At 57.1% G+C, this 21,068-nt stretch carries 16 protein-coding genes; 13 read left to right on the top strand and 3 right to left on the bottom strand.

What is annotated here, in order from left to right; all coding sequences use genetic code 11:
* The first annotated feature begins 2 nt into the window (after nucleotides 1–2).
* The 5 genes from lpdA (at nucleotide 3) to QWJ34_RS24050 (ending at nucleotide 7,276) form a co-directional block, all read left to right on the top strand.
* Complete coding sequence (lpdA, locus tag QWJ34_RS24030) at nucleotides 3–1,427, top strand: dihydrolipoyl dehydrogenase (RefSeq protein ID WP_302731646.1); 1,425 nt, start codon at nucleotides 3–5, stop codon at nucleotides 1,425–1,427.
* Between the two features lie 319 nt (nucleotides 1,428–1,746).
* Entirely contained in the window at nucleotides 1,747–2,541 is a 795-nt protein-coding gene (locus QWJ34_RS24035) for a thymidylate synthase (RefSeq protein ID WP_302731647.1), read from the top strand.
* A gap of 15 nt (nucleotides 2,542–2,556) precedes the next feature.
* Nucleotides 2,557–3,060 carry a dihydrofolate reductase gene (locus tag QWJ34_RS24040; RefSeq protein ID WP_302731648.1) on the top strand — a complete coding sequence of 168 codons (504 nt, stop codon included), beginning with the start codon at nucleotides 2,557–2,559 and terminating at the stop codon, nucleotides 3,058–3,060.
* 120 nt (nucleotides 3,061–3,180) lie between these two features.
* Nucleotides 3,181–4,668, top strand: coding sequence for a glutamate synthase subunit beta (locus QWJ34_RS24045; protein WP_302731649.1), 1,488 nt, complete (start codon nucleotides 3,181–3,183; stop codon nucleotides 4,666–4,668).
* Nucleotides 4,669–4,957: 289 nt separating this feature from the next.
* A complete protein-coding gene (locus QWJ34_RS24050; RefSeq protein ID WP_302731650.1) occupies nucleotides 4,958–7,276 on the top strand; it encodes a DNA topoisomerase III in 2,319 nt (772 codons plus the stop codon).
* A gap of 45 nt (nucleotides 7,277–7,321) precedes the next feature.
* Here QWJ34_RS24050 and QWJ34_RS24055 read toward each other — a convergent pair whose 3' ends face one another.
* Entirely contained in the window at nucleotides 7,322–8,086 is a 765-nt protein-coding gene (locus QWJ34_RS24055; protein WP_302731651.1) for an HAD family hydrolase, read from the bottom strand.
* Nucleotides 8,087–8,150: 64 nt separating this feature from the next.
* Nucleotides 8,151–9,071 carry a helix-turn-helix domain-containing protein gene (locus QWJ34_RS24060; RefSeq protein WP_302731652.1) on the bottom strand — a complete coding sequence of 307 codons (921 nt, stop codon included), beginning with the start codon at nucleotides 9,069–9,071 and terminating at the stop codon, nucleotides 8,151–8,153.
* A 186-nt stretch (nucleotides 9,072–9,257) separates the two neighbouring features.
* Between QWJ34_RS24060 and QWJ34_RS24065 the strand changes: the two genes are divergently transcribed.
* The 6 genes from QWJ34_RS24065 (at nucleotide 9,258) to QWJ34_RS24090 (ending at nucleotide 15,472) form a co-directional block, all read left to right on the top strand.
* Nucleotides 9,258–10,433, top strand: coding sequence for an MFS transporter (locus QWJ34_RS24065; RefSeq protein ID WP_302731663.1), 1,176 nt, complete (start codon nucleotides 9,258–9,260; stop codon nucleotides 10,431–10,433).
* A gap of 88 nt (nucleotides 10,434–10,521) precedes the next feature.
* Nucleotides 10,522–11,247 carry a phosphonate ABC transporter ATP-binding protein gene (locus QWJ34_RS24070; RefSeq protein ID WP_302731653.1) on the top strand — a complete coding sequence of 242 codons (726 nt, stop codon included), beginning with the start codon at nucleotides 10,522–10,524 and terminating at the stop codon, nucleotides 11,245–11,247.
* A gap of 81 nt (nucleotides 11,248–11,328) precedes the next feature.
* The gene (locus QWJ34_RS24075) at nucleotides 11,329–12,618 is read left to right on the top strand and encodes an FG-GAP repeat domain-containing protein (protein WP_302731654.1); all 1,290 of its coding nucleotides are present in this window, start codon (nucleotides 11,329–11,331) and stop codon (nucleotides 12,616–12,618) included.
* Between the two features lie 84 nt (nucleotides 12,619–12,702).
* Nucleotides 12,703–13,401 (top strand): response regulator transcription factor, encoded by a 699-nt coding sequence (locus QWJ34_RS24080; protein ID WP_302731655.1) that lies wholly within the window; start codon nucleotides 12,703–12,705, stop codon nucleotides 13,399–13,401.
* A complete protein-coding gene (locus QWJ34_RS24085; RefSeq protein ID WP_302731656.1) occupies nucleotides 13,398–14,891 on the top strand; it encodes a sensor histidine kinase in 1,494 nt (497 codons plus the stop codon). The genes QWJ34_RS24080 and QWJ34_RS24085 overlap by 4 nt, the downstream gene beginning before the upstream one ends.
* Before the next feature lie 32 nt (nucleotides 14,892–14,923).
* Nucleotides 14,924–15,472 carry a GNAT family N-acetyltransferase gene (locus QWJ34_RS24090; protein ID WP_302731657.1) on the top strand — a complete coding sequence of 183 codons (549 nt, stop codon included), beginning with the start codon at nucleotides 14,924–14,926 and terminating at the stop codon, nucleotides 15,470–15,472.
* Nucleotides 15,473–15,608: 136 nt separating this feature from the next.
* Here QWJ34_RS24090 and QWJ34_RS24095 read toward each other — a convergent pair whose 3' ends face one another.
* The gene (locus QWJ34_RS24095; RefSeq protein ID WP_302731658.1) at nucleotides 15,609–16,811 is read right to left on the bottom strand and encodes a glucose-1-phosphate adenylyltransferase; all 1,203 of its coding nucleotides are present in this window, start codon (nucleotides 16,809–16,811) and stop codon (nucleotides 15,609–15,611) included.
* A gap of 250 nt (nucleotides 16,812–17,061) precedes the next feature.
* On the opposite strand from QWJ34_RS24095, the gene glgB reads away from it, so the two are divergent.
* Nucleotides 17,062–19,104, top strand: coding sequence for a 1,4-alpha-glucan branching protein GlgB (gene glgB / locus QWJ34_RS24100; RefSeq protein WP_302731659.1), 2,043 nt, complete (start codon nucleotides 17,062–17,064; stop codon nucleotides 19,102–19,104).
* Nucleotides 19,104–20,534: a glycogen synthase GlgA gene (gene glgA, locus QWJ34_RS24105; protein WP_302731660.1), complete on the top strand. Its 1,431-nt coding sequence runs from the start codon at nucleotides 19,104–19,106 to the stop codon at nucleotides 20,532–20,534. The genes glgB and glgA overlap by 1 nt, the downstream gene beginning before the upstream one ends.
* The last annotated feature ends 534 nt before the right edge of the window (nucleotides 20,535–21,068 follow it).

The raw sequence follows: 21,068 nt of genomic DNA on the forward strand, positions 1-21,068 counted from the left end.
CAATGGTAGTAGGAGACGCTTCCCTGGATATTGACACATTGGTAATCGGTGCCGGACCCGGCGGCTATGTAGCCGCCATCCGCGCCGCTCAATTGGGACAAAAAGTTCTGATCGTGGACAAAGCGGAGCTCGGCGGTGTCTGCCTCAACCGCGGTTGTATTCCTTCCAAAGCTTTGATCTCGGCTGCGCACAGCTATGAAAATGCGCTGCACGGCGATGCTTTCGGCGTAACGGCAAGCGACGTCAAAGTCGACTTCGCCAAAACGCAGGAGTTCAAAAACGGCGTCGTCAAAAAAATGACGAGCGGCGTCAGCGGATTGCTGAAAGGCAACAACGTCGAAGTCTTCAACGGCGAATGCATGTTCATCAATCAAAACGAAGCACGCGTATTCAACGAACACGAATCGCCGCGCTACCGTTTCAAGAACTGCATCATCGCGACGGGTTCCCGTCCGATCGAACTGAAGCCGTTCCCGTTCGGCGGACGCATCCTGTCTTCGACCGAAGCACTGAACCTGCCCGAGATTCCGAAAAGCCTCGTTGTAATCGGCGGCGGCTACATCGGCGCGGAGCTGGGTCAAATGTACGCGAAGTTCGGCACGCAGGTGACGATCATCGAAGGTCTGGATACCGTACTGCCGGGCTTTGACAAAGACATGACGACTCTCGTGTCGAAAACCATGAAGAAAAACGGCATCGAAATTCATACCAACGCCAAAGCCGAGAGCGCTACGCAAACGGACAAAGACGTTACCGTGAAATTCTCCGTCGGCGGCGAAAGCAAAGAAATCACGGCCGACTACCTGCTCGTAACGGTCGGACGCCGTCCGAACACCGACGGCGAACTGGGTCTGGATCTGATCGAACTTGAACTCGACGAGCGCGGCCTGATTAAAGTCGATCAGCAGGGCCGCACCAATATCCCGCACATCTTCGCTATCGGCGATATCGTACCGGGTCTGGCATTGGCTCACAAAGCTTCGTACGAAGGCAAAGTTGCGGCTGAAGCGATCGCTGGACATTCGTCCGTCGTCGACTACAAGTGCATGCCGGCTGTAGTCTTCACCGATCCGGAATGCTCGAGCGTAGGCCTGACCGAAAAAGAAGCCAAAGAAAAAGGCTTCAACGTTGTGGCCGGCAAGTTCAGCTACGGCGGTAACGGTCGTGCCGTATCGTTGAACCATCCGGAAGGCTTCGTGAAAATCGTCGCTGAAGAAAGTACCGGCGTCGTACTGGGCAGCCAGATCGTCGGTCTGGAAGCAACGAACATGATCGCTGAAATGGGTCTGGCCGTTGAAATGGGCGCCACTCTCGAAGACCTGGCTCTGACGATTCACGCTCACCCGACACTGGGCGAGATTGTGATGGAAGCCGCCGAATTGGTTCTGGGCAACCCGATCCACGCGCTGGCTCCTAAAAAACGTTAATTGATACCCCGGAATCCGGAGGTTTGCGCATTGCTGTTTGCACAGCGGCGCGGAGCTTTCTTTCCGAACCAAACGGACGTCTTCGGACGTCCGTTTTTTTGCGGGTTGATGCAGTTTTTATATTGCGTGTCAAGCCTGTCAATGCAGACACTGCCGTGATAAACTAAACGAACGAATATTTGTTTCCGGCTTCACAATAGGAGAGCAACGATAGATAAGGGACGATTTTCGCGCTTTTTCCGGATTGGATTCGCCGATTAAGTCGGTACAGTTCGATCTGGGTCCAAGCATGCGGCGTCCCGGAACGAGGTGACTTTTTTTGCGTCAATATTTGGATTTGCTGAAAGATGTGCTGGACCATGGTACACAAAAAGGAGACCGGACCGGAACGGGAACGACTTCCGTCTTCGGCCGTCAGCTCCGCTTCGATCTGTCCGAAGGATTCCCGCTGCTGACGACCAAAAAGCTGCATTTGAAATCGATCGTGCACGAGCTGCTCTGGTTCCTCAAAGGCGAAACGAACGTCGGCTATTTGCAGGAAAACGGCGTGCGCATCTGGAACGAATGGGCGGACGAGAACGGCGAACTGGGACCGGTATACGGTTCGCAGTGGCGCGCCTGGGAAGCGCCGGACGGCCGCAAGATCGACCAGATCGCCCAACTGATACAATCGATCAAGCATAATCCCGATTCGCGCCGGCATATTGTCAGCGCGTGGAACGCAGCCGAGATCGACAATATGAAACTGCCTCCGTGCCATCTGCTGTTTCAATTCTATGTGGCGGACGGAAAACTGTCGTGTATGCTGACGATGCGCTCGGTGGATACGTTCCTGGGCCTGCCGTTCAATATCGCCAGCTATTCGCTGCTTACGCATATGATCGCGCAGCAGTGCGGCCTCGAAGTCGGCGAATTCATCTGGTCGGGCGGCGATGTGCACATCTATTCGAACCATATCGAACAGGTGAAAACGCAGTTGGAACGCGAACCGGGGGAACTGCCCAAGCTCAAGATTCTGCGCAAGCCGGACAGCATTTTCGATTATGCGTATGAAGACTTCGAATTCGAAGGTTACAACCCGCAGCCGGGAATCAAAGCGCCGATCGCGGTATAACGGGAGGATACGCATATGCCATTGATTACGATGATCTGGGCACAGGACGAGAACGGACTGATCGGGAAAGACAACAAGCTGCCGTGGCGCATTCCGGCGGATATGGCTTATTTCAAAGCGCAGACGCTGAACAGGCCGGTGGTGATGGGACGCAAAACGTGGGAGTCGTTCGGTTCCAAGCCGTTGAAAGGCCGGCAGAATATCGTGCTTACCCGGGATACCGGATTTGACGCCGAAGGCGCGAACGTCGTTCATACGCCCGAAGAAGCGCTGGAGGCGGCAGAAGGCGAAGAAGTCATGATTATCGGCGGAGCGCAGATTTACGAGCTGTTTTTCCCGCGGGCCGATCGTTTGCGGGTGACGCGTGTGCAGGGCACGTTTGAAGGGGACACGCATTTTCCGAAGCTCGATTGGACGCCGTGGACGCTGGCGCAGTCGGAAGAAGGACCGCGCGACGAGAAGAATCCGTATCGCTACGAATTCGAAATCTACGAGCGATCTTCGGAAAGTGCAAATTAAATTCCGCATAATCTATTTCAAATTGCGATTTCAAAATGATAATATGGTTGAAATATATCGCTTGTGATAAAATAGAGAACAAAAAAAATCAAGAACTTATGCGGATGGGGGAAACGTTCGATGTCTACACCTACTGGATTTATGGAATACAAGCGGCAGCTTCCCGCGGACCGCAGTCCGCTGGAGCGCGTGAAAGATTGGGAAGAGTTCCATAAACATATGTCGGAGGAAGAACTGCGTACGCAGGGCGCGAGATGTATGGACTGCGGAACGCCATACTGTCATGTGGGCGTGAACATGAGCGGCGGAACCTCCGGCTGCCCGGTGCACAACCTGATTCCCGAATGGAACAACCTTGTTTATCGCGGCCTCTGGAGAGAAGCGCTCGACCGTTTGCATAAGACGAACAACTTCCCGGAATTCACCGGCAGAATCTGTCCGGCGCCGTGCGAAGGCTCCTGTACCGTCGGCCTGATCGGACAGCCGGTTACGATCAAGACGATCGAAGAAGCGATCATCGAAAAAGGCTTTGCGGAAGGCTGGGTGCAGCCGGAACCGCCGAAGAACCGTACGGGCAAAAAGGTTGCCGTCGTCGGTTCCGGTCCGGCCGGGCTCGCCTGCGCCGCCCAGCTCAACAAAGCCGGTCATACCGTAACCGTGTACGAACGCTCCGATCGGGTCGGCGGACTGCTGACTTACGGCATTCCGTCCATGAAGCTGGAGAAAAATATCGTGCAGCGCCGCGTCGACCTGCTGGAAGCGGAAGGCATTACCTTCGTAACTTCCACCGAAATCGGCAAAGACATTCCGGCGCAGCAGCTGGTGGACGAGTTCGATGCCGTCGTACTTTGCGGCGGTGCAACGAAGCCGCGTGAATTCAATATCGAAGGCAGCCATCTCAAAGGCGTTACTTACGCGATGGACTATTTGAACGGAACGATCAAAAGTTACCTGGATTCCAATCTGGAAGACGGCAGCTACATTTCCGCGGCGGGCAAAGACGTGATCGTAATCGGCGGTGGAGACACCGGCTCCGACTGCGTGGCGACTTCCCTGCGCCACGGCTGCAGCAGCGTCACCCAGTTCGGCACGCACCAGAAAGCGCCGATGGAACGCGACCAAATCGCCAATCCGTGGCCGCAGTTCCCGAACGTATACACGCTCGATTACGCGCAGGAAGAAGCCAAAGCGATCTTCGGCGACGATCCGCGCGAGTTCTCGATCATGACGACCAAATTCGTCGGCGACGAAGACGGCAATCTCAAAGAGCTGCACACCGTGCAGATCCAGCGGACCGTCGACGAGACCGGACGCAAATTCTATGCGCCGATCGAAGGCACCGAGCGGGTATTCCCGGCGCAAATCGCGCTGGTCGCGATCGGCTTCGACGGACCGGAGCAGACCCTTGCGCAGCAGCTCGGCCTGCAAACGGACCGCTGGACGAACGTTAAAGCCAAATACGGCGATTACAAAACCAATGCCGACAAGATCTTCGCCGCCGGCGATATGCGCCGCGGACAAAGTCTCGTCGTCTGGGCGATCAACGAAGGCCGCGAAGCGGCGCGCGAAGTCGACAAGTACCTGATGGGCGCGACCGTCCTCGTCTAATACCTTGTCAACGCTAAAGGCAAGGTTACGCCCGCCTATAACGCGCCTGGAGCGTGTGCATTTCAGGCGAACGCAAACCTCCGATCAAGAGTTGACAACGTACCAATCCCGAATGTTTACGGGTGACGCTTTACCGCGTCGATCATTAAGGGCCGCACCTTCCGGTGCGGTCCTTTTTGTGCTAAAATGAATATTCGGATATCATTTTTGCGGTAAACGTGACCAGGCAGGTCGGGAGGATGACTCTCGGCCTTTTGCATGCTTTTTGCACATACAGGAGGAGATCGACGTGCAGCTTATTATTGCGGAGAAACCGGACCAGGGGGCCAAGCTGGCCGCTCCTTTCAAACACAAGAAAACGCAGGGCTATATCGAAATCGCCAAATGCCCGACGTTTCCGGACGGCGCTTATGTGAGCTGGGCGGTCGGCCATATTTGCGAGCTTGTGCCGCCGGAAGAGTACGATCCGGCTTACAAGCGCTGGAGCCTGGACAGCCTGCCGATTCTGCCCGGCAAATTCAAGCACCGCATCACTCCGTCCAAAGCCAAACAGTTCAATCTGCTCAAAGATCTGCTGAAACGCCCGGAGGTGGGCGAGATCATTATCGCGAGCGACGCCGGGCGCGAAGGCGAGTACATCGTACGCATCATCATCCAGCTCAGCGGGGTGAAGAAGCCGATGAAGCGGCTGTGGATCTCGTCGCTGACGCCGCGCGCGGTCGAACAGGGCTTCGCCAATCTCAAAGACGAGAGCGAAACGCGCAATCTGTACTACGAAGCGGTCAGCCGCTCCTGCGCGGACTGGCTGGTCGGCATGAACGGCTCGCGCGTCTATTCGCTGCTGTTCCAGCGGCGCGGCATCCGGGACGTGTTCTCGACCGGCCGCGTGCAGAGCCCGACGCTTGCGCTGATCGTGTCGCGGGAGAAAGAAATCGCCAATTTCAAACCCGAACCGTTCTGGGAAGTGAAAGCCAGATTCGATATCAACGGCGCGGAATACGAAGGCACCTGGTTCAAAGGCGAGGAGACGCGGCTGAAAACGCCAGAAGAAGCGGAAGAGATTCGTGCCCGCTGCGAAGGCAAAAACGCGGTCGTCGACTCGATCGAAACGGAGCGCAAAGAATTCCAGCCGCCGCAGCTTTTCTCGCTGTCTTCGCTCCAGGCTTCGGCCAACCAGATCTATAAATACTCGCCGCAGGACACGCTGAGCGGCTTGCAGCAGCTGTATCTGGACGGTTATATTTCGTATCCGCGTTCCGATTCGTCTTATGTGACGGACGAGGAAGCGAAGCAGTTTCCGGACATCCTCAAAAAGCTGGAAAACTTCGATGCGCTGAAGCCATTTTTGCCCGCGCCCAAAAGTACGCTGATCGGCAATAAACGCTACGTCAACGCATCGAAGGTCGGCGATCACTACGCGATCGTCCCGACCGAGCAGGTGCCTGCTCCGGGCAGGCTGCAGGGCATGCACCTCAACTTGTATCTGCTGATCGCCAAACGGCTGATTGCGGCGCACGAGGAAAAAGCGGTTATCGACTATACGACGCTGGTTACGCTGGTGGACGGCAGAGATCCTTTTCAAACCAAAGGCAAAGTGATCGTGCAGGAAGGCTGGCGCAAAGTGCTGTACGACAGTGCGCCCAAGAAAAAAGCCAAAAACGCCAATGCTAAAGACGAAGATAAAAACGACAAAGACGACGAGGAAGACGATCTGTCCGTCCTGCCGCCGGTACAAAAAGGCGACGAAGGCAAAGTGGCCGACGTCCAGGTGAAAGAAGGCAAAACGCAGCCGCCCAAGCGCTATACGGAAGGCCAGCTGATTACGCTTATGAAAACGGCCGGCAAGCACCTGGACAACGCGGAGCTGGAGAAAGTGCTGCAGCGCACCGAAGGACTGGGCACGGAAGCGACGCGGGCGAATATTATCGGGGGATTGAAAGACCGCAAATATATCGACGTCCGCAAAAATATGGTATATGCGACCAACAAAGGCACGGTGCTGATCGAAGCGCTCGGCGAAAGCGTGCTGGCTTCGGCGGAAATGACGGCCAAATGGGAGCAGCGGCTCGGCGAGATCGGCCAGGGCCAGGAATCGCCGAAGACATTTATGGAACAGGCCCAGCGGCTGGCGGAGAAGATCGTATCGGACGCGGTGGCGGGCGAAAAAGGATGGGCGTTCAGCGTGGAACCGCCGAGCGGGGAAGATCGCCCGTCTGCCGGCAATCGTCCGGGAAACCGCGCCGCCGGTTCAAGGAACGCAGCAGCCGGAAGCGACAATAAAGGCGGCGCTCCGTCGGCCGGAATCGGCGCCTGTCCGATCTGCGGCAAACCGGTCGTCGATAAAAAGAACTTTTACGGTTGTACGGGCTATCCGGCCTGCAGCTTTACGATTTCCAAAAAGATCCTCGGCAAAGCGCTGTCCGAAACGCAGGTCAAGCGGCTGCTGGACAAAGGCCGTACGCTGACGCTCAAAGGCTTCAAAAAAGGCGAGAAAACGTTCGACGCGGCGCTGTCCTGGAATCCGGAGCAGCGAAAGCTCGACTTTATTTTCCCGGACCGGGAGGACAAAGCCAAGCCGGGAGCGGTACAGGCCGGCCGGGAATCTTGACGGTTTGCAGATCCGTCCGTTCCCGGCATCAAAAAAACGGACCCTTTAAAGGGTCCGTTTTTGAAACGACGTCCGGGCGAAATCGCTGATGATCTCCGGAACTTGAGGAAGCCGGGAGACCGTATGCAGCGTGCCTTTGGAATGTTCGTTCAGCTCGATCAGATTGTACGCCCATTCGCGCTCCTGCTTGAGATAGACGGCGTTGATATCGGCGCTGAGCGCCGGAGCGATATCGGTGCGCAGCGAGTTGCCGATCATCCAGGTGGACGGCCGCGGCAGCGAACGCGCGCCGAGAATGCCTTCGAGCGCCTGGACGTTCTTGTGCTGGCGGATGAAAATATCGGAGCCGAAATAAGAACTCAGCTTCATCTGGTCGATCTTGCGCTGCTGGATCTTCTCTTCGCCTCCGGTATACAGATAGAGGGCGTGGCCTTCGCTGCGCAGAACTTCGAGCGTATCGACCATGCCGGGATAAGCCTCCACTTCGTAATCGTAGACGCTGAGCCCCAGCTTCATCAGCGCGGCTTCTTCGGCGTCGCTGCCGATCCGTTTATAGACGGAAGCGAAGTGCCGGTACGTCGCGATCAGCGATTCCGGGAAGTGGTGGCTGGCGAAGCCGACCACGTGCACGCCGGCGATATCGATCTCCAGCTGCTTGTCCCGCACTTCCTGAACGCTCAATCCGTAATCGGAGAACCAGCCGGTCATCAGCGAGAAGAACTCGTCCAGGATCAGATCGAAATACTTATTGCAGTAGACGAGCGTATCGTCGAGGTCGAAAATGAGATGTTGTTTGCAGGTACCCGTCACGGGATATTCACTCCTTCTTGCATCCCTGCGGGGGCCGATTCGCGAAAAGTGTCAAAAGTTTCGGTCAAAGACGCAGATAGGACTCCAGAAACATTTGCAGTTCCGACGCCCCGTCGGGACGAATGCTGAATTTTTCATTGAATTGTTCGCCGATGTGCGTGCGCAGCAGACCGGCCGTTCGCAGCAGGACCATGTGATGCTTGAGCGCTTCGGCGGGCTGCCCCAGATCGCGTTCCATTTCCTGCAGGGAACGCGGCTGGTCGGCGACGTAGCGCAGCAGCTTGAGCCGGTCCGGCATCGCCAGCGCGCGCGTCATGCGCAGCAGCACGGTCGGCGGTTCGTCCTCATGGGCTTCCGGCGCGTCGACCGGGTACTGGATCAGCAGCACGCTGCGGTAAAAGCAGTACGTGTTCATCGGCCGGTTGTGCACCGTCGGGAACAGGATCACCGTACGCAGGTCGAGCGGCGTTTCGATCACCAGGCCGCCCGACGCGTATTCCACCAGCGCGCTGGGGTCCATCTTGAGCAGCAGTTCGCGCTTCTCGGCCGCGTCCTCTTCCATCAGCGGCAGGATGGAATCGCGAATATCCTGGAAATAATAAGTATACCACGACTTCAGCAGCGGCGTATAGTCGCGCTGAATGCGCTCCATATCGGCCGGCGTCAGCAGCGGAAGCTGCCCGGCGATCCGGTCCAGCAGGTTTTGCGCCGGCTCGGTGAACAGACGTTCCAGGAAAGCCGGAATGTCTTCGCCGGTTTCGCGCTCGATCACGAGCGCGTACAGCGCGTCGAAATCGAGGAACGGCCAGCCGGCCGCTTCGTCGAACCGCCGCCGCAGATCCGGCGGCATGCCGTCTTCCGCCGCGGCCGACCAGTCCGAGCCGATATCGAGATTTTGCAGCCATTTCTTGGTGACGTGCACCATAAAGCTGCCGAGCAGCTCGTAAATCTCGGATACGTCTATTTGCACATCGTAATTGTTCAAGCTTTACCCTCCTAGGCCAAACATCGCTTTGCCGTTTAACCTATTATGTATGGTTTGGCTCGGACTTGTCCACTATGAACTTGGCGGATATCCGGCCTGCGGAAGGATACGCGCGTCCGCTTTTTTACCCGTTTCGTTATTATGCATGGAAGCGGCTCCGTTCCGGAGAAACGCTTCTTGAAAGGAATGAATGTTTCGTTGCTGCCCCGTTCCGCTTTTTCCTATTATATTCTGCTCGGCGTGGTCGTAATGGCCGGGCTGAGCCAGGGGCTGCTGCTCCCGCTGCTGTCGATCCTGCTCGAACAGCAGGGCGTGTCCGCTTCGGTCAACGGATTCAATTCGGCGTCGCTGTATATCGGTTCGTTCGCCATGACGCTTGTCGCGGAGCGGCTCGTCGGCGTCGTCGGATTCAAAAAGCTGCTGGTCGGCGGACTGCTCATGGTCCTGATCGCGCTGCCGCTGTTTCCGCTGCTTCCCGGCGTGCGCACCTGGTTTGTGCTGCGACTGATCATCGGAGCCGGAGACAGCGCGCTGAATTACGTCGCCCAACTGTGGGTGCTGCTTGTGACCCCTGCCGAAAACCGCGGCCGCAACCTGTCGCTGTACGGCATGTCTTACGGTATCGGGTTCAGCGTCGGTCCGCTGGGGATCGGGCTGGTCGATTACGGGGACTCCGTCCCTTTTCTTGCGCTTGCGCTGCTGTTTCTGCTGGTGCTGATCTTCGTCCTGCGCTTTCTGCTCGCTTACAAGCCGGAAAGCGGCAAAGAGCACACCGACAGAGGCTTCGCAAGATTTTCCAAAGTGTACCGTTACGCCTGGTTTGCGCTGATCCCGGCTTTCCTTTACGGTTATATGGAAGCTTCGCTCAACGGCAACTTTCCGGTTTACGGCCTGCGCATCGGGCTGTTTAAAGAAGATGTGGCGCTGCTGATGCTGAGCGTGGGCATCGGCGGACTGATTCTTCAACTGCCGCTGGGCATGCTCAGCGACCGCTTCGGACGCCGTCCCATTCTAATCGGAGCGGGCGTCTGCGGCGGACTGCTGTTTGCGCTGGTGCCGCTTGCCGGGACATCGCTCTGGCTGAATACGATTTTGTTTCTGGCGGCGGGCGGCCTGGTCGGCTCTTTTTACTCGCTCGGCATGGCTTATGCGGCCGACCTGCTGCCCAAAGCGCTGATTCCGTCCGCCAACGTCGTCGCGTCGTTTCATTTCAGCGCGGGCAGCATGCTCGGGCCGACGATCGGCGGAGCGGGCATGCAGCACGGGTCGCCGTTTCTGCTGTTCCTGCTGATGGGAAGCGCGTATATGCTGTTCGGCGCGTTCGGGTTCTTTTTCAAAGGCCGGACCGCTAAAAATGTATAGAAAAAGCCCGCTTGGCGTGGCATTCGCAGGACGTTTCGGGGTACACTAGAGAAGTGAAGTTTAACGGGACAGGGGAGTCGGATGGCGAATGATCAAGGTTAGAGGCTTGAAAAAGACCGTAAGCAGCGACAAAATACCCGTACTCAGAGGAATCGATTTCGATCTTGTGCGCGGCGAATTCGTCGCGATCGTCGGACCGAGCGGCAGCGGCAAAAGTATGCTGCTTCGCTGCCTCGCGCTGCGCGAGAAGTGGGACGGCGGCACGTTCGTCGTGGACGAGACCGATGTTTTTAAAGGCGGCTGGTCCGCCAAAATGAAAGTGCGCCGCGAGTGGGCGTATCTCCAGCAGAATCCGGATCTCGATCCGAACCGCACCGCGCTCAAGAACGTACTGATCGGCCAGGTCGGCCAGACGCCGGCCTGGCGCCGGCTGACGGGCATGGTGCGCACCGACGATTATATGGGCGCGATGGACATGCTCGAATCGCTCGGGCTGCTCGACAAAGCGAAGAACAAATCGGGCACGCTGAGCGGCGGGGAAAAACAGCGGGTGGCGACGGCGCGCGCGCTGGCGCACGGAGCGAACGTACTGCTGGCCGACGAGCCCGTGATCGGGCTGGACCCGCATACGGCAGACAGCGTGCTGGGCATGCTGAAGCAGCTGTGCGAAAAAGAAGAAAAGACGGTGGTCGCCGTGCTGCCGATCGAGCTGGCCGAGCGCCACGCCCACCGTATCTGGGGCATGGACGGCGGCAAGATCGTGCTGGATATCCGCGGACGCCGCTTGACGACGGCCGAGAAAAGCCGACTGTAACGGCCGGCCGCGGCGAACAGCCGGTATTCCATCCGGGGTTCGCCGGGCAGGCCCATATGCGAAAAGAGAGTGAGCGAAGGAATGAAAAAGTATTGGCTGGGCGCCCTGGCCGTATCGGGACTGTTGGCGCTTACGGGCTGCAGCGATACGCTGTCCCTGCCGGACCCGACGTCGCTGATTCGCCCGCCCCGTCTCGCGGCGGATAAGGAAGTGCTCAAGAACGCGATCGACGTCAAGCTTCCGGCGGGGGCGACCGAAGTGCGAACGCTCGGTTCCGAAGATACGAGCACGATTCACGATATCGATCTTGACGGAGACGGTGTAAACGAAGCCGTCGTATTCTACAAGTCGCCCGACGCCAGCGTCGTCAAGGGAATGATTCTGCAGAAGCAGGGGAACACCTGGGTGAATACGCTGACCGTCGACGGCGAAGGGCCGGTGCTGGACAAGCTCGAATTCCGGGATGTGACCGGCGACGGGCATCTCGATATCGTCGCGGGCTATGGCTTGGAAGAGAACGCGCCGAACTCGTTTAACAACTCGCTGGTGATCTACTCCTATACGGGAACGACGGTATCGAGTCCCATCGTCAAAGTGCCTTACGCCGAGTTCGGGGTGGCCGACTTTAACGGCGACGGCAAAGAGGAGCTTGCATTGATCAACTTCGACGCCAACACCGGCACGGAAATCAAAGTGTATCAATACCGGGAGAACAGCCTGCAGGAGCTGTCTTCGCTTACGCTTCCGAACAAAACGCTGACGAGCTATTACAATGTAGCCGCCGGCAAAGTATCCGAAGCCGTCAACGGGCTGGTGCTGGACATGACGATCGGGACGAGTTCCTATACCCAGCTTGTCGTCATGAAGAACGATATGCTGGAATCGGTGCTGGGCGAAGACGCCGCGTTCAAAGACGGCCTTGTCAAAAGCGAGGACGTCAACGGAGACGGCATTATCGAAATCGGCACATTGAGAAAGCCTTACGGCTGGAGTTATTTCGAGCATAAAGAAGACGTTCCGCTGCTGACGATTTACAGCCGGTGGGACGGAGAAAACGGCTTGAAGCAGGTGCGGGAACAGTACCGCGACGCCGCGGGACGATACGTGCTTCCGCCGTTTCCCGCAGAGCTTCAGGGCAACGTGACGCTCGATACGGTCTCGATCGTCGACAAATACCTGAAATTCGTCCGGATCGATACGCGCGAGTGGCTTGAAGAAGTCCGCTTCTTCACCTCCGCGCAGTGGCAAAGCGAGTCCGAGAACAACGGCTGGATCAAGCTGTACGGAACGAACAGTCTCGTCATCGCGTACCGGGTCAATCCGGACGGCGATCTGGCGCCCGGCAAATCGGGCATCCCCGCCGCCAATTGACCGGCGGAGTCGGGGACGGCCGAGGCGTACGGGCGCGGGGGCAGAAAAGCACAAACGGAAACAAGGCCGGAAAGGGGAACGTCAATGAGTAAAGTACTGATATTGGAAGACGAAGAGTCGATCCGCGGTTTTATCGTCATCAACCTGAAGCGCAACGGATTCGAGGTGCTCGAAGCGGGCAACGGCAACGAAGCGCTGCATCTGCTGCAAACGGAGCCGGGCATCGATATTGCGCTGCTGGACGTTATGGTTCCGGGGATCGACGGGTTTGAGGTCTGCCGGCGCATTCGCGAAACGAACGAACGGATGGGCATCATATTCCTGACCGCCAAAGTGCAGGAACAGGACAAGGTTTACGCGCTTTCCGTCGGCGCCGACGACCATGTAAGCAAGCCGTTCAGTCCGACGGAACTGATCGCGCGCATCCATTCGCTGCTGCGCCGGGTCAATGTGCACCGCGAAACGGCGGCCAAAGTCACATTCGACTCCGGGCCGTTCAAGCTGGACCTGATCTCCAAACAGTTCAAGAAAAACAACCAGGCGATCGAGCTGACGCCGACCGAATTTTCGCTGATCCAATTTTTCCTGGAAAAAGAAAACACGCCGCTCAGCCGGGATCTGCTGCTCGATCACGTCTGGGGCAAAGAATATATGGGCGATCCCAAGATCGTCGACGTCAATATCCGCAGACTGCGCCAGAAAATCGAAGACAATCCGTCCGAGCCCGAATACTTGCAGACCGTATGGGGGCACGGTTATAAATGGAAAGGCCAGGGTCAATGATCAAGAAAGGGATCGGCAGGCAGATCGTTATGCATTATTTTATCGTGGTTTTCCTGGCGCTGATGCTGGTGGAAGTCGTATTCCTGTTTGCGATGCGGGCCTATTACTACGATACGATCTATAATATGCTGTCGAGCTATATCAACGTCACGGTTCGCAGCGCGCAGATTGTTTCGACCGGGAACAGCGAGAGGGAATATCTCAACAACATGATGGACAGGTTGAAACGTCCCGACGCCGAACTGCAAATCCTCGACGGCAAAGGCAAAGTGCTGATCAGCTCGTCGGGGTTCAAATCGGACAAGCCGGTGCAGACGAGCGATATTCCGCAGGCACTGGCGTCCGGCAGCATCGCCAAGTGGATCGGACGCCAGGCCACCACGGGCGAGCCGGTTATGGCGGTCACGACAACGCTTCAGCAGGGCGGCGGACAAATTTATCTGGCCCGGTTCGTCACCTCGATCGAAAAAGTGAACCAGCGCCTGACCGCGATCACCCTGTTCTCGATGGCCGTTATCGCCGTTGTGCTGGTGATCGTCCTGATTGTCGGGATCGGTCTCGCCAATTCGATCGTCAGGCCGATCAACAATATTATCGCCGTATCGGCCCAGATGGCGAAAGGCCGGTTCGACGTCAGGGTCGAAGGGGATTACCGGTACGAGCTGGGCGAGATGGGTTCGACGCTGAACTATATGGCCGAAGAGATCGTGCGCAGCAATCAGATCAAAGACGACTTCATTTCTTCGATCTCGCACGAGCTGCGCACGCCGCTCACGTCGATCAAAGGCTGGAGCGAGACGCTCGACTCCGGCGGCTACGATCCCGAAGAAACCAAGCTCGGCATGGGGATCATCTCCAAAGAAACGCAGCGGCTGATCGGGCTCGTCGAAGAGCTGCTGGACTTCTCCAAGCTGCAGCAGAACGAGATGAAGCTGACGATGGAGCGGGTCGAATTGAAAGATCTGCTCAAAGAAATCATCCTGAATGTGTGGGCCAAAGCGGAACTGAAGCAGGTTCAGCTGCGGATCGAAGCGGAAAACGATTCGTTCGCCGTTTACGGCGACGCCAACCGGCTGAAGCAGGTGTTTCTGAATATTGTCGACAACGCGGTCAAGTTCTCCCACGAAAATTCGCTGATCGTGCTGCATCTGGCGCGCGAAGACGGCTGGGTCCGGGCTTCCGTGCGGGACAGCGGAATCGGGATCGACGAAGAGAATCTGAAGCGGGTCAAAGACCGGTTCTTCCAGGTTAACACGCAGGGCGGAGGCACGGGCCTCGGCCTGGCGATCACCCAGCAGCTGGTCGAACTGCACGAAGGCGAGATCGAGATGGCGAGCGAGCTCGGCGTCGGCACGACCGTGACGGTCAAGCTGCCGCTGCTGGACGAAGAACTTCCGCAGTTGCAAGAAGCCGAAGCGGAAGAAGACGGCTCTCCGGAGAATGCAGGGCCGGACGCAGGCGAATCTTCCGAAAACGAGAAAAAGCAGTAAAAGCAGCACTAGAAAAAAGGCAGGAGCTGAATATGGCGGAAAACAGCAAGCAGCAGGGTAAAACGGCCGCGGACGGACTCCGTATTCGCGAAGCTTCGCGCGAAGATTCGGAGCAGCTGGCCGGCATTCTGCGCGAAGCGGCGGAGCTTATGGTCCAAAGCGGCGTCGAGCAGTGGAAGCCGGAGATGTTCACGGCGGAGACGGTGGAAGAGTACTTCCATACCCGCCGGGTGTTTGTGCTCGAAAAAGACGGATACGCCGCCGGACTGTTTACGCTCCAAAACAGCGATCCGTCTTACTGGGGCGAACGAAACGACGAGAGGTATTTGTACCTGCACCGGCTGACGGTACGGCCGGAATTTCGCGGATTGGATTACGGCGACCGGATGCTGCGTTACGCGGAGCGGGAAGCGGACGAACAGGGGATGAAAGGGCTGCGGCTGGACTGCGTGGCGCATCTGCCCAAACTGAACGCCTACTACGTGCGTCAGGGGTTCGTCTTTGCAGCCGAACGCGACCTCAACCGCGGAGTCGGCGGACGGTACGTCAATTTGTACGAGAAAAAACGGGCGGATAATTGATCGCCCGTTGTCGAGTTTCGGTCAAATACCGGTTATGGAAAAAGCGCCGCTTCGCGTAATCGCGAAGCGGCGCTTGATTCGTAAAAACAAAAATTTGTGTGACGGTCAGGCGGGGAAGCGAAGCGAACCGCCTTTTTTAGGACGAGAGGCTTCCCGCTTTCAGCAGCGGGGATTTCTCGTAGGCGTCTTTCAAAGCGGGCTGCGAACGCACTACCGGCTTGGCGTAGACGGTCTCGTTCGGTCCGATAATCAGGATCTCGTCGCGCGTTCCTTTGATTACCGCGCCGTCGCGGATTACGGCGTTCTCGCCGATAATCGCGTATTCGATCTTGACGTTGCGGCCGATATGGGCGTTCGGCATCAATACGCTGTTTGCGACCAGCGAGCCCTTGCCGACCAGTACGGCGCGGAACAGCACCGAATGCTTGATCGTGCCTTCGTTGACGCAGCTCTCGTGCAGCATGGACGCGGTCGGCAGCGGAGCCAGCGTACGGCGGAACAAAGCCGGCCGGCTGTCTTTGCGGTTGGTATGCATCGGCCATTCGGATTTGTTCAATTCGAATTCGCTTTGATCGCCGAGCAGGTCCATGTGCGCTTCCCACAGGCTGTTGACCGTGCCTACGTCTCTCCAGTAGCCCGCGAACGGATAAGCGACCAGCGCCGAATCGTCGCCGAGCATCTGCGGCAGCAGGTCTTTGCCGAAGTCGTGGCTGGACGTTTCGCTGTTTGCGTCGCGCAGCAGGTAGGCGCGCAGGTAAGACCATTTGAAGATGTAAATGCCCATCGAAGCCAGGCTGCTCATCGGTTTGGCCGGCTTCTCGGAGAAGTCGACCACGCGCAGCGCAGCGTCGGTGGTCACGATGCCGAAACGGTGCGCTTCGTTCAGCGGCACTTCCATGACGGAAAGGGTAGCGTCCGCGCCGGAAGCTTTGTGGTTTTCGAGCATTTCCGAGTAGTCCATATGGTAGATATGATCGCCGGACAAAATCAAAACGTGTTCGGGATCGTATTGATCGATAAATGGAATGTTTTTGGTGATGGCGTCGGCCGTTCCCCGGTATTCGCCGAGAACGCCCGGAGGCAGCAGAGTGATTTGCCCGTTCTCATTCTTCCATGGCGTGCCTTCGCCGATATGCTCGTGCAGCGACTCGGCGGCATACTGGGTCAGTACGCCCACGGTGTCGATTCCCGAGTTCAAGCAGTTGCTGAGAGGAAAATCAATAATGCGATAATGACCGCCGAAAGGAACGGCGGGTTTGGCAAGTGCAGACGTTAACGGCGCCAGACGGCGTCCTTCCCCTCCGGCGAGCAGCATCGCAATGCAATCTTTGTTAATCATGAATATTCCCTCCCGTGATGGATGTTGACATGCTATATAGATAAACGGAAGTGCTTGCTTTTGAAACAAGTATGAATGTCAATAAATTTCATTTTCACGGAAGAATTTTTCAAAACGAGTTATTCATGTGTGCAGCAAGCGGGTAATAAAGCTATTGATCTGTTTAAATTTATTTAGCGGTCGGTTCGATTCATCCGATCGATTTGAACGACGAGCGAACGACGCAACGAATAAGGGAGAGTGAGCTTCGATGGCCAAACAGCCGCAAACAACGGACCAATCCTCCGCGCATTCTCTGTCGCGCGAAGAAATTTACTTATTTCACGAAGGCACTTTTTTTCACAGCTATCGAATGTTCGGCGCGCATCTTACGCGAGAAAGCGGCCGCGAGGGCGTACGGTTTACCGTTTGGGCTCCCCATGCGAACTCGGTCGGCGTGGCGATGGACCGCAACGACTGGAACGGCGGACAGGAACCCCTGGAACTTATTGCGGATTCCGGCGGAGTCTGGAGCGCTTTTATAGAAGGCGTGCAGGAAGGCGACCTGTATAAATACGCGATCGAATCGGTGACCGGAGAGCGTCTGCTCAAAGCCGATCCGTACGCTTTTTACGCCGAAGTGCGGCCGAATACCGCTTCGCGGGTCGGTTCGATCGACGGTTACGCCTGGGGCGATCAAGCCTGGCGCCGCAAGCGCCGCGCGCCTTACGCCAAACCGATGAATATTTACGAGGTGCAGCTCGGAACGTGGCGGCAGAAAGAGGACGGCGAATTTTATACATACCGGGAGCTGGCCGACCTGCTGATTCCTTACGCTTCGGAAATGGGCTATACCCATCTGGAATTCATGCCGGTGACCGAATACCCGTACGACCTGTCGTGGGGCTACCAGGCGACGGGTTATTTCGCGCCGACCAGCCGCTACGGAGAAGCCAAAGACCTGATGTACCTGATCGACCGCTGCCACCAGGCGGATATCGGCGTGCTGCTCGACTGGGTGCCGGGGCATTTTGCCAAGGACGCGCACGGGCTGAGGCAGTTCGACGGAACGCCGCAGTACGAATACGCCGATTCCATGCTGGCCGAGAAGCCGGGCTGGGGCACGCTCTCGTTCGATTTCGGCAAGCCCGAGGTGCAGTCTTTCCTGATCTCGAGCGCGCTCTACTGGCTGGAGATGTTCCACTTCGACGGGCTGCGCATCGACGCGGTCACCAGCATGCTGCGGCTCGATTTCGAGAAAAAACCGCACCAATGGCGGCCCAATGCGAGCGGCGGCGTGGAAAATACCGACGCGGTCGAGTTTCTGCGCAAGCTCAACCAAACCATCTTCAGCTACTATCCGAACGCGATCATGGCGGCGGAGGAATCGAGCGCCTGGCCGCTCGTTACCGCTCCCGCCCACGAAGGCGGCCTCGGCTTCAATTATAAATGGAGCATGGGCTGGATGAACGATACGCTGAAATACGTGGAGGCCGGTTTCGACGAGCGGAAGAATCTGCACAATTTGCTGACTTTCCCTCTTGTTTACGCGCATTCGGAAAACTTCATGCTGCCGCTGTCCCACGACGAAGTGGTGCACGGCAAGAAATCGCTGCTCGACAAAATGCCGGGTTCGTACGAACAGAAATTTGCCGGTTTGCGGCTGCTGCTGGGCTACCAGATTACGCATCCGGGCAAAAAACTGTTGTTTATGGGCGGGGAGTTCGGACAGTTTATCGAGTGGAAAGACGAGGAACAGCTCGACTGGCTGCTGCTCGACTACGAAGCGCACCGGCAGATGAAGGATTACACCGCCGCGCTCAATCATTTCTATCTGGCGGAAAAAGCGCTCTGGGAAATCGACCACGATTGGGACGGCTACGAGTGGATCAGCGCTTCCGACACCGGCCAGAGCGTGATCGCCTATACCCGCAAAGGGAAAAAACCGGGCGATACGCTGCATATCCTGATCAACTTCAAACCGGTCGCATATGACGATTACCGCATCGGGGTCGGCAAACCGGGGACGTATCGCGAAGTGTTCAGCAGCGACGAGGCCCGTTTCGGCGGCGGCGGACTGCTGAACGAAGGAACGCTCAAAGCCGAAAAGCAGCCGTGGCACGAGCGGGATTACAGTTTGTCCGTGAAGCTGCCGGCGCTGGGCATCGTAATTCTCAAAAAAAGCGGCCGAATCGCCGACGTTTTGAAAACGGACGCGGTAAAGCCGAAATCCGCAAAGCCAAAAGCGCCGAAGCCGAAAACTGCAGCGTCGAAAAATGATCAAAAAAGCGCAACGCGAAAGGGGAAAGCCTAATGAAACTGCTGTTTGCGGCCGCCGAAGCGGCTCCTTTTATCAAAACCGGGGGCCTGGCCGACGTGATCGGAGCCCTGCCGAGGGCGCTTAAACAAGCCGGCGCGGATATCCGCGTCGTACTGCCCAAGTACGGAGCCGTGCCGGAATCGTACAAAGCGCAAATGACGCCCAAAGGCTTCGTATACGTGCAGCTCGGCTGGCGCAGCCAGTATTGCGGAATCGAAGAGTACGACGACGGCGGCATTCCGATCTACTTTATCGACAACGAGTTCTACTTCGGACGCGACGGCGTATACGGGTACGGCGACGACGGCGAACGGTTCGCTTTTTTCAGCAAAGCCGTTCTGGAAATTCTGCCCGAAATCGGCTTCAAGCCGGACGTCATTCACTGCCACGACTGGCACACGGGCATGATTCCGCTGCTGCTCCAGGACACGTACGTGCACGATCCGTTCTACGACAATATTCAGACCGTGTATACGATCCATAACCTGCTGTATCAGGGCGTGTTCCCGTATGCGGTGTTCGGCGAGCTGCTGGGGCTGGACAACCGCCACTTTACGGAAGGCGGCGTCGAGTATTACGGCAACGTCAACTTCATGAAAGCGGGCATCGTATATTCGGATAAAGTGACCACGGTCAGCCCGACCTACGCGCAGGAGATTCGTACGGCGTATTACGGCTACGGACTCGACGGCCTGCTGTCTTCGATCGGCGACAAGCTGACCGGAATCGTCAACGGCATCGATGTCAAAAGCTACAATCCGAATACCGACCAGACGCTGCATACGCGGTACAAGAGCAGCCTGGCGAAGAAACGGGAAAATAAAACGGCGCTGCAAAACGAACTCGGCCTGCCCGTTTCTGTCAAAACGCCGCTGATCGGCATGGTCACGCGTCTGGTCGAACCGAAAGGGCTGGACCTGGTGGTGCGCGTGCTGGACGAGCTGCTGTATTCCGAAGAAGTTCAGGTCGTCGTGCTCGGCACGGGCGAAGACGGCTACGAAGACTGGTTCCGCCAGGCGGCTTACCGCCATCCGAACCAGCTGTCGGCGCAGATTCGTTTCAGCGAAGCGCTGTCGCGCAATATTTACGCGGCCAGCGATCTGTTCCTGATGCCGTCGATGTTCGAACCGTGCGGCATCAGCCAACTGCTCGCCATGCGCTACGGCAGCGTCCCGGTCGTGCGCGAAACCGGCGGCCTCAACGACACCGTGCACGCGTACAACGAATATACCGGCGAAGGCAACGGCTTCAGCTTCGGTTCGTACAACGCCCACGATATGCTGCATACCATCCGCCGCGCGCTGACGTTCTACCGCGACGAACCGACGTGGAAAAAGATCGTGCAAAACGGCATGAGCGAAGACTTCAGCTGGCTGGCTTCCGCCCGCGAGTATATGGAGATTTACGAAACGCTTAGAGGGTGAAGCGTGTTTTGATAGGTGAGGCGCGTTTTGGCGGGGGAGCGGGGCTTTGAGCTTCACCGCTTGTTGAAACCGGGGGATTCCGATTGAAATTGGAGCAAGGACATCCCCCGGTTTCAAAGGCGGCCGCTCCGCTTTACGCTTCAAAGCCCCGCTCCCCGGCATCCGCGCGGGGAGTTACGGGAGAGCAGTCCGGGCTATGACAGCCCGGACTTTTTTGTGCCTTCGCTGAGCTTCGAAATTTCGCTTTGGGTTAGGGCGTGTCTTCAAACCTACTGAAGTGCATCTTTAGCTGCCTTTTCGCCCGCTAATGAACCGTACCTAAAGCGTGTACGCTTCATTCAACGAATGAACCGTACCTAAAGCGTGTACGCTTCATTCAACGAATGAACCGTACCTAAAGCGTGTACGCTTCATTCAACGAATGAACCGTACCTAAAGCGTGTACGCTTCATTCAACGAATGAACCGTACCTAAAGCGTGTACGCTTCATTCAACGAATGAACCGTACCTAAAGCGTGTACGCTTCATTCAACG

Source organism: Saccharibacillus sp. CPCC 101409, from assembly GCF_030518235.1.
Lineage (GTDB): Bacteria > Bacillota > Bacilli > Paenibacillales > Paenibacillaceae > Saccharibacillus.

What these genes read in the sequence shown, in the direction of transcription:
- lpdA (WP_302731646.1), top strand. Translation starts at nt 3, where the DNA reads ATGGTAGTAGGAGACGCTTCCCTGGATATTGACACATTGGTAATCGGT.
- QWJ34_RS24040 (WP_302731648.1), top strand. Translation starts at nt 2,557, where the DNA reads ATGCCATTGATTACGATGATCTGGGCACAGGACGAGAACGGACTGATC.
- QWJ34_RS24045 (WP_302731649.1), top strand. Translation starts at nt 3,181, where the DNA reads ATGTCTACACCTACTGGATTTATGGAATACAAGCGGCAGCTTCCCGCG.
- QWJ34_RS24065 (WP_302731663.1), top strand. Translation starts at nt 9,258, where the DNA reads ATGAATGTTTCGTTGCTGCCCCGTTCCGCTTTTTCCTATTATATTCTG.
- QWJ34_RS24070 (WP_302731653.1), top strand. Translation starts at nt 10,522, where the DNA reads ATGATCAAGGTTAGAGGCTTGAAAAAGACCGTAAGCAGCGACAAAATA.
- QWJ34_RS24075 (WP_302731654.1), top strand. Translation starts at nt 11,329, where the DNA reads ATGAAAAAGTATTGGCTGGGCGCCCTGGCCGTATCGGGACTGTTGGCG.
- QWJ34_RS24080 (WP_302731655.1), top strand. Translation starts at nt 12,703, where the DNA reads ATGAGTAAAGTACTGATATTGGAAGACGAAGAGTCGATCCGCGGTTTT.
- QWJ34_RS24085 (WP_302731656.1), top strand. Translation starts at nt 13,398, where the DNA reads ATGATCAAGAAAGGGATCGGCAGGCAGATCGTTATGCATTATTTTATC.
- QWJ34_RS24090 (WP_302731657.1), top strand. Translation starts at nt 14,924, where the DNA reads ATGGCGGAAAACAGCAAGCAGCAGGGTAAAACGGCCGCGGACGGACTC.
- QWJ34_RS24095 (WP_302731658.1), bottom strand. Translation starts at nt 16,811, where the DNA reads ATGATTAACAAAGATTGCATTGCGATGCTGCTCGCCGGAGGGGAAGGA.
- glgB (WP_302731659.1), top strand. Translation starts at nt 17,062, where the DNA reads ATGGCCAAACAGCCGCAAACAACGGACCAATCCTCCGCGCATTCTCTG.
- glgA (WP_302731660.1), top strand. Translation starts at nt 19,104, where the DNA reads ATGAAACTGCTGTTTGCGGCCGCCGAAGCGGCTCCTTTTATCAAAACC.